At 43.6% G+C, this 13,151-nt stretch carries 13 protein-coding genes; 9 read left to right on the top strand and 4 right to left on the bottom strand.

From position 1 onward, the window contains the following. The 9 genes from ACFOHL_RS13350 (at position 1) to ACFOHL_RS13310 (ending at position 10,152) form a co-directional block, all read left to right on the top strand. Entirely contained in the window at positions 1-3,102 is a 3,102-nt protein-coding gene (locus ACFOHL_RS13350; RefSeq protein ID WP_376920733.1) for a TonB-dependent receptor, read from the top strand. 252 nt (positions 3,103-3,354) lie between these two features. Further along, entirely contained in the window at positions 3,355-4,098 is a 744-nt protein-coding gene (locus tag ACFOHL_RS13345) for a SapC family protein (protein WP_376920732.1), read from the top strand. Positions 4,099-4,103: 5 nt separating this feature from the next. Then, positions 4,104-5,153 (top strand): cupin-like domain-containing protein, encoded by a 1,050-nt coding sequence (locus ACFOHL_RS13340; RefSeq protein WP_376920731.1) that lies wholly within the window; start codon positions 4,104-4,106, stop codon positions 5,151-5,153. 11 nt (positions 5,154-5,164) lie between these two features. Continuing rightward, a complete protein-coding gene (locus tag ACFOHL_RS13335) occupies positions 5,165-6,646 on the top strand; it encodes a tryptophan halogenase family protein (RefSeq protein ID WP_376920730.1) in 1,482 nt (493 codons plus the stop codon). 349 nt (positions 6,647-6,995) lie between these two features. After that, entirely contained in the window at positions 6,996-7,328 is a 333-nt protein-coding gene (locus ACFOHL_RS13330) for a TM2 domain-containing protein (protein WP_376920729.1), read from the top strand. A gap of 172 nt (positions 7,329-7,500) precedes the next feature. Further along, the gene (locus ACFOHL_RS13325) at positions 7,501-8,373 is read left to right on the top strand and encodes an AraC family transcriptional regulator (RefSeq protein WP_376920728.1); all 873 of its coding nucleotides are present in this window, start codon (positions 7,501-7,503) and stop codon (positions 8,371-8,373) included. A 38-nt stretch (positions 8,374-8,411) separates the two neighbouring features. Next, positions 8,412-8,750, top strand: a complete 339-nt coding sequence (locus ACFOHL_RS13320) for a tRNA-binding protein (protein WP_376920727.1) — start codon at positions 8,412-8,414, stop codon at positions 8,748-8,750. Between the two features lie 120 nt (positions 8,751-8,870). Continuing rightward, complete coding sequence (locus ACFOHL_RS13315; RefSeq protein ID WP_376920726.1) at positions 8,871-9,500, top strand: LuxR C-terminal-related transcriptional regulator; 630 nt, start codon at positions 8,871-8,873, stop codon at positions 9,498-9,500. Between the two features lie 202 nt (positions 9,501-9,702). Further along, on the top strand, positions 9,703-10,152 hold the full coding sequence (locus tag ACFOHL_RS13310; RefSeq protein ID WP_376920725.1) for a GNAT family N-acetyltransferase: 450 nt from the start codon (positions 9,703-9,705) through the stop codon (positions 10,150-10,152). Positions 10,153-10,170: 18 nt separating this feature from the next. Here the strand turns inward: ACFOHL_RS13310 and ACFOHL_RS13305 are convergent, their stop codons facing one another. From ACFOHL_RS13305 to ACFOHL_RS13290, 4 genes are all read right to left on the bottom strand, one after another. After that, on the bottom strand, positions 10,171-11,055 hold the full coding sequence (locus ACFOHL_RS13305; RefSeq protein ID WP_376920724.1) for an NAD(P)-dependent oxidoreductase: 885 nt from the start codon (positions 11,053-11,055) through the stop codon (positions 10,171-10,173). Continuing rightward, a complete protein-coding gene (locus ACFOHL_RS13300; RefSeq protein WP_376920723.1) occupies positions 11,052-11,876 on the bottom strand; it encodes a hypothetical protein in 825 nt (274 codons plus the stop codon). The genes ACFOHL_RS13305 and ACFOHL_RS13300 overlap by 4 nt, the downstream gene beginning before the upstream one ends. 236 nt (positions 11,877-12,112) lie before the next feature. Continuing rightward, positions 12,113-12,841: a putative metalloprotease CJM1_0395 family protein gene (locus ACFOHL_RS13295; protein ID WP_376920722.1), complete on the bottom strand. Its 729-nt coding sequence runs from the start codon at positions 12,839-12,841 to the stop codon at positions 12,113-12,115. Between the two features lie 9 nt (positions 12,842-12,850). Then, positions 12,851-13,096, bottom strand: a complete 246-nt coding sequence (locus ACFOHL_RS13290; RefSeq protein ID WP_376920721.1) for a hypothetical protein — start codon at positions 13,094-13,096, stop codon at positions 12,851-12,853. Between the last annotated feature and the right edge of the window lie 55 nt (positions 13,097-13,151).

Raw genomic sequence — 13,151 nt, 5'->3', positions numbered from 1 at the left:
ATGAAACCATCTTTTCGCTTTAAACCGTCAATACTCGCTAGAAGTATCGCATTGGTAGTCGGTACAACTGCAGTTGCGCCTGTTTTGGCTCAAGATAGTGATGAGGCTGAAGTGATTCAAGTTCGCGGCATCCGAGGTAGTTTACAAGAATCAGTCAGCATTAAACGAGACGCCAAGGGTGTCGTTGATGCCATTTCAGCGGAAGACATTGGTAAATTTCCAGACACAAACCTAGCCGAATCACTTCAGCGTATTACGGGTGTTTCAATTAATCGAAACAACGGTGAAGGCCAAAACGTCACCGTACGGGGTTTTGGCGCAGATAAAAACATGGTGACCTTAAACGGCAGAATGATGCCGGCTGCATCGGCATATGGTAGTGGTGGCGGTACTTCGCGAGCCTTTGATTTCGGTAACTTAGCATCCGAAAGCGTACGCGCTGTTGAAGTCTATAAAACAGGTAAGGCCAATATCGCAACGGGTGGAATCGGCGCAACAATCAACATAAAAACGGCTCGCCCACTCAATACAGAAGGCTTCCAAGCCAGTGTGGGGGCGAAGATCGTCCATGACACCACTGTCGTAAGCGGTGATGACTTTACACCGGAGTTATCGGGTATTTTTAGTTACGCGAATGACGATTCAACGTGGGGAGTAGGCTTAACCTTAAGTCACCAAACCCGCCATAGTGGCTCATCGAGAGCAGGCGTAAGTGGATGGCGTTTCCAGACTTGGTCACCCACATATAATGCAGATAGCGATACCTTTCAATACGATGGTTTTGGCATAGCCGATGGCCCTAATGGCGAGCAAAACGCCGCCTACACAACCAGCCGCATTGTTAACCCACCAGCCGAAGGGCAACTTTTTGGTCTACCCAACGACTTGCGCTTTTATCATTCGGATTTTGAACGCGACCGCACCAACGCGCAACTAACTTTGCAGTACGCGCCGACTGACGATTTTGTCGCAACAATGGACTATACCTACGCCAAAAATGAACTCCTCCAGCAAGAGGCGCAAGCGGGATTTTGGCTCACACGTAGTCACGATACGATCACTTTTGATACCGACCAACCTGTGGCAACTGGCGTTCTTATCACCGAAAATCCAGGCGGCACAAAAGACAATACCGCTACGCAAATATATACCGCGCAAGCAAACGAGTTGAAGTCTCTTGGGTTAAATCTGGAGTACAACGTAAGCGATAATTTAGTCCTCAATTTTGATATTCATGACTCCAGTATGGACAGCCTGCCAGATGATTTAGGCGGCAGTAATATAGGCCAATTGCAAGCAGGCTTGGCTTCACCTGTGGGCTTATCACAGAGTTACAACTTTACCGGTGAATTCCCGATTGTGCGCGTCACTACTGATGACTGTGTGAAATCAAGAACGACGGATAAGCAAAACTTACCTCCATGTAATGGCGTTTGGGACACCACCGACGTAGGTACAAACTATGCGCGAGTGAGATCATCGTCTCAAACCACAGATATCAATCAAACTAGACTAGAAGGAAGCTATTTCTTAGAAGACGGTCAATTTGATTTTGGTATCGAAACCCGTTCAATGGAAATGCGTCAATTACAGTCGAACAATACCTTAAAACAGGGTGACTGGGGGATTGCTAACCCAGGAGAATTGCCCGATGGTTTGATTGAAGAGTTTGATATTTTAGGGCAATTTGACGATTACGATACAAGCAACACCGGTATCACAGCCTTTAGAGGGAACGCCGTCGACATCATGCGCTGGGGTCTAGCCGATTATGGGTACCCATTCGAAACTGAGTTCGAAACAACAGGCGTAAGAGATCATGATCACACCGTTGAGGAAGATACTTATTCCGCATACATTCAATATTCGGTAGAAACAGAAGTAGGCGGTATGCCGACCAATGTGCTTGCCGGTGTGCGCTATGAAAGTACCGATGTAAAATCAACGTCTATCCAAGCCATCCCTCTGCGTATTCTGTGGACAGACAACAATGATTTTACTGTAGTGAACAGCGAAGAAACAAATGAAGTGATCGAAGAGCACAATTACAACCATTTGCTTCCGAGCCTTGATATCGATGTAGCATTAACCGATAAAATTAAGGCACGTATGTCATTTGGCCAAACTATCGCCCGTGCGAATTACGACCAATTGCGCGCCTCTGTTTCAGGTATTGGTACTGACGCCCCGACCTTAATCGGCTCAACACCTCGTGCTTCAGCCTCAAACCCAAGCTTAGTGCCCTTGCTGTCAAACAACTTTGATTTATCATTTGAATATTACTTTGGTGAAGCAAGCTATGTATCGGTGGGTTACTTTGACAAGCGAGTCAGTAACTTCATTGGTAACGAACAGGTCGAATTACCTCAATTTGATTTACGCGATGCAACGGCAGGCCCTCGCGCACAAGCCGCATGGGACGCCCTCAATTCGATTGGTGTCACCGTAGAAGAAACCTCGCTATTTGTTATGACGGCCATTTTGGATAACCCTCAGGATTTCCCTAACGGTGCCGCCGATTATCTGACGGGTGTAGCCGATGCTGGGGGACAGCTAGCCTTCTCTGAAATCATTGCGACGGCCTACGACATTACCCCCAATGACAGTGATCCGCAATTTCAGTTTTTAACTTCACGCCCTATCAATAACCGTGATGCAAACTTGTATGGTGCAGAATTTGCTGTTTTACACTTCTTTGGTGACACGGGCTTTGGCTTGTCTGCTAACTACACTTTGGTAAATGGCGATGTTAAATATGACAACTCTGCCGCACCCGACATTTCTCAATTCGCGTTAACAGGACTAAGTGACAGTGCAAACCTAGTGGCCATGTATGAAAAGCATGGTATTCAAGCTCGTTTGGCCTACAACTGGCGGGATACCTTCTTAACACAAGCCGGACGCGTACCGCGGTACACAGAAGATTATTCGCAGTGGGACTTCAGTGTCAGCTATAACATCAATGACAATACAACCGTTTCCTTAGAAGGGATAAACATTACAGATGAAGATCAGCGCACACATAGCCGCTCTGTTAGACAAGTGTGGAATGTGATTGACCTTGGCGCGCGCTATCAACTGTCTGCGCGATACGTGTTTTAATTTTTATTCGCGCCGTCACTTACTCAGTCGCTTATCCCAAGCGGCTGAGTTTTTTATTTGTAGTGAAAAACACGCGACACGAGGATATCTCCTCGACTCACTGCACTTTAATACGCAAATTGGGAGTAAGCCCCCTTAGCATTTGTAAATGATTGTGGTTAAATAAGTTAAGGTTCCATTTACCATATGTAGACAATTGGTTTGGAGCGCTAGTTTAAGCAATCAGAGTCTGCTACCTATAAGAAGTCATCTATGCCAAACCACCAATTACTTAACAACGTAACTCACCACGATATAAAAATATTGACTGACTATGCCGGCGATTACGGAGACAACGTTGGCGCCGTCGTCACCTTTCCCACCGAGTTTGGTGATGTACAAAAAGAATACCCGATTTTTTTTAGGCAACATCCCGACACCAAAGCGTATCAAGCGGTTGCTATGCTTGGTTTGTTGAATGATCAGAATTTATTTATTCAAGATGGGCAATGGCGTGCCAATTATATTCCGGCTGCAGTATCAAGAGGACCCTTTGCAATTGGCTTTCAAGATCAGTCGGCAGAAGGTGGCGCAGAAAAAACACCGGTGATCCACATCGACCTCGACCACCCACGAGTCAATCGAGAAAAAGGGCATGCTGTATTTTTACAGCACGGAGGCAACAGCCCCTACCTTGAGCACATTAGTCATATTTTTACCCACATGATGGACGGCATGGAGCTAGGTGAAAAAATGATAGAAGCATTTACGTCTTTAGACTTATTCGAAGCGGTAGAGCTAGAGCTAAATTTATACGACAATGAAAAGCACCGTTTGCATGGCAATTACACTATTAGCGAAGCAAAACTCCAAGCTTTGTCAGCCGACACTCTTCATCAATTGCATCGCGCTGGTTTTCTACAATGTGCATATTTGATTCGAGCGTCAATGAGCAATGTACAAAAACTGGTGAACTGGCAAAACCAAATATCTCAGCCAGCAGATGAAGCGTCATAAATCTCATGTCGAAAAGCAGTCCCTTTCCCTCTAGTTCATTGCCTCTCGTTGAGGTTGTTGAAAATGTGGATATAAACAGTATCCCGCAAGATATTTTCGACTCCGAGGTACCCATTGTATTGAAAGGCTTAGTGAAAAACTGGCCTTTAGTGCAGAAAGGGCTCAACAGCCCACAAATGGCAGTCAAGTATTTAAAGTCCCATTACAATGGTAAACCCGCTGGCGCATATTATGGTTCACCGGAAATTGAAGGGCGTTATTTCTACAATGACACACTTAGCGCATGTAATTTTTCAATAAAAAAAACCCAATTAGACGAATTTTTAGACAGTATTATTGAACACCTCAATGCTCCTCAACCGCCGAGTTTTTACATCGCGTCTAACGACATCAAACAACACTTTCCAACACTGCTCAATGACAATGATATCTGCTTTGATCCCCGTGCATTAGGAGGTGTAGTCCCCCGCGCCAGCATATGGATTGGCAATAAAACGCTTGTATCATGCCACTATGATGAACTGTCAAATATTGCATGCTGTGCCATTGGTCATCGAAGGTTTACCTTGTTTCCCCCCGCTCAAATTGAGAATTTGTACCCCGGCCCTTTTCATCCCACACCCGGTGGGCAAGTAGTCAGTATGGTAGATTTTAGCAATCCAGACTATGTCAAGTTCCCAAAATTCAAGCAAGCCCTTGAACATGCGTGCATTGCCGATTTAAGTCCTGGTGATGCTCTGTTTTTACCGACGATGTGGTGGCACCAAGTAGAAAGCTTTGATCGGTTTAACACCTTGGTCAATTATTGGTGGACACCGTCCCATCCAATGATGGGTAAAGCCAGCACGGTACTTATGCATGCGCTATTAAGCCTACGCGACCAACCTGAACTCGAAAAAGCGGCATGGAAACACATATTTGATTACTATGTTTTTGCGGATCCAGATTTATCTAGAGAACATTTACCCGAACACACATGGGGTGTGCTCGCCCCACCAAATGACATTCGCGCTAGGCAATTAAAAGCCAATATATTGAACAAGTTGAACCGGTAAACGAGGCAAAAATGGAACCGAATACGATCCAAAAAATTGTGATAGCCGGAGGTGGCACAGCAGGTTGGATGGCAGCCGCCGCCATTGCCAAACAACTTGGAAAAGTCATGGAAGTCGTCCTAATTGAATCTGAACAAATAGGCACTATCGCGGTGGGTGAGGCAACTATTCCTCCTATTCGGGTGTTTAACCAGTTGCTCGGCATAGACGAACCAACATTTATGCGCGCAACATCAGCCACCTTCAAACTGGGAATCGAGTTTGAAGGCTGGGGTCGCAGCGATTCTCGCTATATCCACTCTTTTGGCAAAACGGGGCAAGAGAGTTTTTTTGCCGACTTCCATCATTTTTGGCTAAGGGGTTTGCAAGAAGGCCACCACGCTGATTTTTCTGAATATTGTCTTGAATTACAAGCGGCTAAAGCCGGAAAATTTGTTAAAACAGAGCAGTTAAACCTCAATTATGCGTTTCACTTAGATGCAACAGCCTACGCTAAATTTTTGCGTGAATACAGTGAGCGTGCAGGTATTAAACGCATTGAAGGCAACATAGCGAAAGTACATAAACACAAGCACACTGGTGATATTCTATCCCTTGAATTGAGTTCTGGCGAGCAAATTGAGGGCGACATGTTCATCGACTGCACCGGTTTTAAGGGCTTGCTTATTGAACAAGCACTGCATACTGGCTACGAAGATTGGTCACATTGGCTACCTTGCGACAGTGCTTGCGTTGTGCAAAGTGAGTGTGTAGATTCGCCACTACCTTATACGCGCTCAATTGCACACGACGCTGGCTGGCGTTGGCAGATTCCTTTGCAACACAGGGAAGGAAATGGCCTAGTCTACTGCAGCCGCTACTTGTCAGAATCAGAGGCCGAAAAGCGCTTGTTAGATAGTATAAATGGTAGTGCCATTACCGCCCCTCGGCAGCTAAAGTTTACAACCGGCCGCCGCTTACAGGCATGGAATAAGAATTGTGTGGCACTAGGCCTATCCAGTGGTTTTATCGAACCACTCGAGTCAACCAGTATCCATTTAATCATGAGTGGTATTATTCGTTTCATTCGTATGTTTCCCCAAAGTACTGATATGCAGAGTGCACGGGAGCAATACAACAAGCAAACAAAACTAGAAATTGAACAATTACGCGATTTTATTATTTTGCACTACCACCTCACAGACCGAGACGACGGTCAGTTTTGGTTGTACTGCAAACAAATGTCGATCCCTGAAACCTTGGCACACAGAATTGCACTGTTTAAACAACATGCCCAAGCGATGCAAATCGATGGAGAAATTTTTAGAGTAGATTCATGGACACAAGTGATGTTTGGACAAGGTATCATGCCCAAGCAATATCACCCCATCGTACACGCGATGAGCGCGCCAGAATTGGCTGCGTTTTTGTCAAACTACCGATATAAAATTCAACAAACTGTCGAAAAGCTCCCTTCTCACCAAGCTTTTATTCAACAATACTGTTCACGCTAGCACTTGAACTTTGCGACCGAATTCTCAATCTGAGAAGCGATGTAGGCAATTGCGGTCATATTTCCAAAACCACCGAAAATAGTAAATGATTGCAAAAGCAATGTAGCCAAGGCAAAGTATTGATAATTATAAAGGCTTTGTCTGGTTTAAGTGTTGATAGTCACAAAACAAAGTCGTCGTAGGCTCATCCATGGCACTCCCAAAAGGCATCCATGCCTTTTTGGCTTTGCTTTGTGACTATCAACACTTAAACCAGACATAGCCTTTATAAAATTTACGCGGGCTATGGCATTTTAGCTTTTCCTGCAGCCCTTAGGTAAACCAATAAAATTTAGATTAAGGATGATAAATGAGTATTAACGTTTTTTGCCGTTACTGTGGGCAACAAATATCAGATGTAGATTTAGTTTGCCCTCATTGCCACTCCAAACAACATTTTAACACGCCGCCACATACTAACACTCGAAGAAATTCCGAGGGAGTAGTCGCCTTCGTACTATGCTTTTTCCTTGGTTTTATAGGTATTCACAGGTTTTACTACGGTAAAGTAGGGACGGGATTCTTAATGATACTCACCATGGGTGGTCTTGGTATTTGGTGGCTGGTTGATTTAATTCGTATAGGGGTTGGACACTTTACGGATTCTCAAGGTAATCGTTTAAGCCTGATTCATGATCATTAGATGGGCAGTTGATGTAATCAACCCTTGGGTTGAATAAAGGTTTTTTGATACCCAATTTTGTTCTGTAGTCTCTTGAACCTGCTATTTTACGTTAACTCTGGGTAAGCAATTTTAGTCAAGAAAAGTGTTTGCTGTAGCGCTTATCATTGTCTCTCCAACGGAGATTAACTACATGCCAGCTTATCAAACTTTGTACAGAGACGTACTGAAATACATAGAAGATAATATAGATGAAAACTTAAATGTCGAAGCGCTATGTAAGCATTTCGGTTTATCAAAGTATCACTTTCATCGTCAATGTAGCGCATATTTTGGTATGCCCTTGATCTCACTAGTCAGGTTACTCAGATTGAAAAGAGCCGCATTTCAATTGGCCTACCGAACTGAGGAAAAGATCGTCAACATCGCAATAATGAGTGCTTATGACAGTCATGAAGCTTTTACTCGAACCTTTAGGCGTTACTTCAACATGTCTCCGTCTGAATTTAGGCAATCTCCAGACTGGACAGCTTGGCAAACCAAATATTCACCCGTATTAAAATTGAGAGACAAAATAGTGAAAGATAAGCATGCGTTTCAGGTAAAAGTGGTAGATTTTGCAGAAGTAAAACTGGCTGTTTTGCCTCATCTTGGCTCACCAAAATTATTGGGCAAAACCATACAAAGCTTTATTCAATGGCGAAAAGAAAACAACCTGCCACCAAGCAAAAGTAGAACCTTTAACTTAGTATACGATGACCCAAACACAGTTGCGCCAGAGGACTACAGATTTGATATTTGCTGTTCAATCAAACACGACGTACCCTCAAATCAACATGGCGTGATGAATAATACGATTCCGCGAGGAAAATGCGCGCTGATCCGACATATCGGAAGCGATGACTCCATAGGCTTGCCTTTAACATACTTATATTATCAATGGCTTACGTCATCTGATTACAAGCTGCGCGATTTTCCGGTCTTTTTTGAGAGGATCAGCTTTTTTCCTGATGTACCCGAAAACGAAATGATTACTGATATATATTTACCCATCGAGTCAACATGACGTATGGTGTATAAAACAAATGAAAACAGTGGAAAAATATGAGCGAAATCGAATGGAGTGACTTTCAAAAAATAGAACTAAGAGTGGGGACAATACTTAAAGTGGAGGACTTTCCCGAGGCGAGAAAGCCAGCTTACAAACTGGTCGTCGATTTTGGAGAACAAATAGGTACAAAAAAATCGAGTGCTCAGATATGCGATTTGTACGATAAAGCTTCGCTCTTGGGGAAGCAAGTTGTGGCGGTGATAAACTTCCCCCCCAAGCAAATAGGTCCCTATATGTCAGAATGTCTGGTGACTGGCTTTCACAGACAAGATGGCAAAGTGGTACTCGCCACCCCCGATTTGGCAGTACACAATGGCGCACGACTAGCTTGAATTTCTGGCGACAGATCAATTTATGGGGTAGGGAAAATATCCAATACGACTGCTATGCTCTAGTTCTCAAGATCCCGCTCCCATTTAGTGTAGGTGCGTAAAAAATAGACTATTTGAGGCATGAAAAATAAACAAGGCAGACCACCGCACGATGATATCCTCACCCCAGCAGAATGGCGAGTCCTCGACGCCTGCCGCCACGGCTTATCCAATAGCGCCATTGCTGATAGCTTAAAAGTAAGTATTAACGCCATCAAATATCATTTAAAAAACATTCTTGCAAAAACGGGGCTCCCAAATAAAAAAAGCTTGCGCAACTACACAACTCAAGCCAAAGGAAAGAGAGAAGCGATGACCGATAAGCAAGCACTATTGGCGATCAATGGTATGGCTCAAATAAGCCGTAGTGTCGAAAATATCGAAGTATCAAAAAACTGGTATGAAATTGTTTTGGAGCTTCCTCTATTATTCTGTTTCGACAAGATGGCATTTTTTCAATGTGACGGTACTCGGCTAATGTTAGTCCAAAAAGGCACACAGACTGAAACTGAGTCTATTATCTATTTTAGTGTGAGTGATATCTTTTCTGCATATGACCAATTGGCAAATAAAGGTGTCGATTGTATTGCGGCACCTCACAAGGTGCATGTTCATAATGACGGCACGGAAGAATGGATGGCTTTTTTTAATGATCTTGAAGGACGCCCTCTTGCCCTCGCTGCTCAAGTAAAAAAGTCAAGTCTATGCTAGGTGATTTATCCCATGTTTTCTACAAGCATCTCATTGAATCACTTACAGGCATACAATTGGCTGGTTTAGATGATATCAACCCCCTCTACCCCAAATGACATAGATATACTTAAGTGTCAAAACTCTGCACTACTTTGATACTTGGGCTTGAAATTTGAATTTGCCCCCCAACCTCTGCCTTAGCTTTGATTAGGGGACACAGATGGATATTAATTTACGAGAAATAACGAAAGACAACTGGCTCGATATGATTGACCTAGAGATTACCAAAGAGCAAGAAAACTATGTCGCACTCCCTGCAGAGGCCATAGCCGCGTCTAAATTTTATGTTCACTATGTGAATAGAGGCATTTATCTCGGAAATACGCCAGTAGGTTACATTCAATACTACCCAAATCTTGCCGAGGGCAAACCAAAGGAAATATTCATTGACCAACTCATCATAGATCGTAAAGAGCAAGGCAAGGGCTACGGTACAAAGGCAGTTGAACTTGTCCTTAAAGAAATTAAACAGCTAAAAAGCTTCAACAGTGTCTCAATTTGTTACGTAGAAGGACATGATATTATGAGGAAATTCTTTGAGAGATTTAACTTCAAGATCGTTGAACAAGACGAATTTGACGAGACGATCATGGAGCTACACCATATTTGATCAAAGATTTCCCTTTACTTATTTGTCGACGCTTAACTTATTTGTGTTCAGCAGAGTTATTAAACTAGAGGTATCAAAACGACCACCACCATTGGCTTGCACTTGCGCGTAAAACTGGTCGACAAGTGCAGTTAATGGCAGTCGACTTTTGTTTCTGTTCGCCTCATCCAATACAATTCCTAAATCCTTTCGCATCCAGTCTACGGCAAAGCCAAAGTCAAACTGATTTTTTAGCATTGTGCTTGACCTATTCTCCAATTGCCATGATTGTGCTGCGCCTTTAGAAATCACGTCGACCACCTTGTCTGTATCTAATTTCGCATTTTCAGCAAAATGCAGCGCCTCAGAAAGACCTTGAACAATCCCAGCTATACAAATTTGATTGACCATCTTAGTTAACTGACCACAACCAACACTTCCCATTAGCTGATGTTTTTGCGCATAACAATCCAATATCGATGATATTTGCGCGTAATGCTCCTCAGTTCCACCTAGCATCACGGTTAACTTGCCATTTTCGGCTCCAGCTTGCCCTCCAGAGACTGGAGCATCAATAAATCCAATTGATTTAGCATGGAGGCTTTCGTCCAGTTCTCGAGCAAGTTCAGCAGAAGTTGTAGTATGGTCTACCAGAATACTTCCTGATGCCATTGTTGAAAGTACGCCATGCTCACCGAACACGACAGAGCGCACATCGTCATCATTGCCCACGCACATCAGAACAACATCAGCGCCATTTGCTGCTAGGGCAGGTGTTGACTCTACTTTTCCCTGATACTTTGCTTGCCATTCTTCAGCTTTTTTGTACGTTCTGTTATAGACGGTTAAGTCATAACCCGCTGTCTGAAGATGTCCAGCCATCGGAAATCCCATTGCTCCTAAGCCTAAGAATGCTACTTTCATTGATTTTCCTCAGTGTTATTGCTTTTCTCTTTCGTACGGTTGTTAAGTCTATTTTGGATAAATTGATCAACATTATTGAATTGCCGACATCGAATACTACCTCCCATAAGGCCAGAGATAGTCGCTAATACCTTCTTCGAATTTTCACCACAATCCACCGATGCAGTTCTCGACTCTTTCAAGTCCAAATAATCTTGCGAAAAAACAGCCCCCTCGGTCATTTCAATCAATGCATCCTGTTTATATGTTTGCAAATCTTCGCGCATTAGCTTTGAGTAGTTTGTAATACCCTCAAGTTGCTGCTTAACAATATCACCAATATATACACCATTCTTTGACGATAGTGGGTTTATTGATACCGCCGATTGAGTGGATGTTGCAGGCTTTTTGCCTTTTAGTATTGGGTTTCTATTCACCAGAACGTTACCAGCAAAGGCCTTGCTCGTGTGTTGTGCTACCGCAGACTTATTATTATCTGAATTACTCTGACTCAGTGTATCTGGTTTAGGCCTTGGTAACGTTTTGGGAGCAATGGGTATGGACGGAGATTTGGGCGGAGAATAAATATACGATTTTAATTCAATATTTTCACTTTGGGTTGTCGACATTGAAGATGAGTATGGTGAAGAATAAAAAAGAGTTGTGGCAAGTATTAATAACAGTATATGGAGCAGGGCGGCAACCAACAACCAAAGCTTAAATCCCTGCTCTCGGTTTCTAGACTGATCGTACTCAATTTTTTGAGTTTTCCAGTCATCGATATGATTTTGGTTGAGAGCGACAGATAAATCTATGCTGTACGGTCTCTCTAAAGCATCCAAGTTTTTATATCTGGCGCGTTTTTACTTATGAAGTCAGAGAGAAAAGTAGATTATTAGTTCAAATTCTTTTCGGCTGTCTTGATGCCGCTATCTTTCCTGCTTTTTCAGCTTTATGTGCATCGAGTGGCTATTGACGATGAACACAAATGACCTTTTTGAATATGAAATAGATTGGCGCTAATGGAAAACAATTTCTGCCCATAGCGGCAAAAAAACCTAACTACGCGTTTTCAAACTTACTCGTATTTTTGCACAGATAAATACTGTTTTATCTGAAGCGTTTGCTGTAACCGAGATTCACTAACATTTTGATCAGATACCGTGTCTTTTAGGTCAGAGGGTTCGGTATCTCCATTGCGCTCTGCCGTTTGCTCTTTGCCTAACTCAGCCCTTGCTGCTATTTCTTTTTGCGAGGCTTCTGCGGCTACTTTATAGTCTTGTGAAGACGGCTCGGCCGGCGCTAAAGCTGCGCGACGCACTACCTGCATTTTTTGAATAGTGGCCTCAGGGTCTTCTTCTTCCCCTACATCAATTTGTACTTCTCCGCCCACGGCGTAGCGATTACCATCGGGACCTCGTTGATAATCATAGCTTGGCGCACCCGCATATTGCCCCCCTACAGCTGCATGTGCTTGCTCATGTGCCCTGACTTCTGCGTCGCGTTGTTTTAGCTCTTTGACTTGTTGCTGTTCTTCTTCGCTCAAGGTATTCGGATCTTGCTTTTGTTTACTGTCATTGTCAGAAGAAGATACGGAGGATGCTTGCTCAGATCTTGTTCTACCTTGCTCTGAGATAGTCACGCTATCACTTGAACCAGCAACATCGCCATTAATACGCTCGTTCGTCTTTGACACTGCCTGCGCTTGTTGCTCTGTCTCTTGCTCAGATTTAGCCACACTGATACCGACAAAGTTGCCATAGCGTGTGCTATCGAAGTTGGGGAGAGTAGAGAGCGCGTTCATCATCAACGGTGACTAGGCAAATGTATCGATGATCGTACCGATCATCCCATCTGCGCGCTTAATAACATTTGCGGCAGCATCAGCTTGAATACCACCGGCAATAAGATTGACCGCGGCACGATTTATGTCGATTGTCTTATGATTGGATTGCGATAAGTTTGCACTGCCGTCTTGCACCAAAGCCGCGCCTTGTTGATACGCTTTAAGACCTGAACTAAAAGCATCAGGCAAACTGCTGTATTGCAAACTGTCGATCATAATTTCACCTACATCACCTACAAACTTAGACCTTCAAAGAGTTATCGGCAGCAAA

Source organism: Agaribacter flavus (genome assembly GCF_042646125.1).
GTDB classification, from domain to species: domain Bacteria; phylum Pseudomonadota; class Gammaproteobacteria; order Enterobacterales; family Alteromonadaceae; genus Glaciecola; species Glaciecola flavus.
Note: the sequence above shows the minus strand (reverse complement) of the source record. Positions and strands in the feature narration are given on the sequence as shown.

What these genes read in the sequence shown, in the direction of transcription:
- ACFOHL_RS13290 (WP_376920721.1), bottom strand. Translation starts at nt 13,096, where the DNA reads ATGATCGACAGTTTGCAATACAGCAGTTTGCCTGATGCTTTTAGTTCA.
- ACFOHL_RS13320 (WP_376920727.1), top strand. Translation starts at nt 8,412, where the DNA reads ATGAGCGAAATCGAATGGAGTGACTTTCAAAAAATAGAACTAAGAGTG.
- ACFOHL_RS13335 (WP_376920730.1), top strand. Translation starts at nt 5,165, where the DNA reads ATGGAACCGAATACGATCCAAAAAATTGTGATAGCCGGAGGTGGCACA.
- ACFOHL_RS13340 (WP_376920731.1), top strand. Translation starts at nt 4,104, where the DNA reads ATGTCGAAAAGCAGTCCCTTTCCCTCTAGTTCATTGCCTCTCGTTGAG.
- ACFOHL_RS13330 (WP_376920729.1), top strand. Translation starts at nt 6,996, where the DNA reads ATGAGTATTAACGTTTTTTGCCGTTACTGTGGGCAACAAATATCAGAT.
- ACFOHL_RS13295 (WP_376920722.1), bottom strand. Translation starts at nt 12,841, where the DNA reads ATGATGAACGCGCTCTCTACTCTCCCCAACTTCGATAGCACACGCTAT.
- ACFOHL_RS13325 (WP_376920728.1), top strand. Translation starts at nt 7,501, where the DNA reads ATGCCAGCTTATCAAACTTTGTACAGAGACGTACTGAAATACATAGAA.
- ACFOHL_RS13315 (WP_376920726.1), top strand. Translation starts at nt 8,871, where the DNA reads ATGAAAAATAAACAAGGCAGACCACCGCACGATGATATCCTCACCCCA.
- ACFOHL_RS13350 (WP_376920733.1), top strand. Translation starts at nt 1, where the DNA reads ATGAAACCATCTTTTCGCTTTAAACCGTCAATACTCGCTAGAAGTATC.
- ACFOHL_RS13310 (WP_376920725.1), top strand. Translation starts at nt 9,703, where the DNA reads ATGGATATTAATTTACGAGAAATAACGAAAGACAACTGGCTCGATATG.
- ACFOHL_RS13305 (WP_376920724.1), bottom strand. Translation starts at nt 11,055, where the DNA reads ATGAAAGTAGCATTCTTAGGCTTAGGAGCAATGGGATTTCCGATGGCT.
- ACFOHL_RS13345 (WP_376920732.1), top strand. Translation starts at nt 3,355, where the DNA reads ATGCCAAACCACCAATTACTTAACAACGTAACTCACCACGATATAAAA.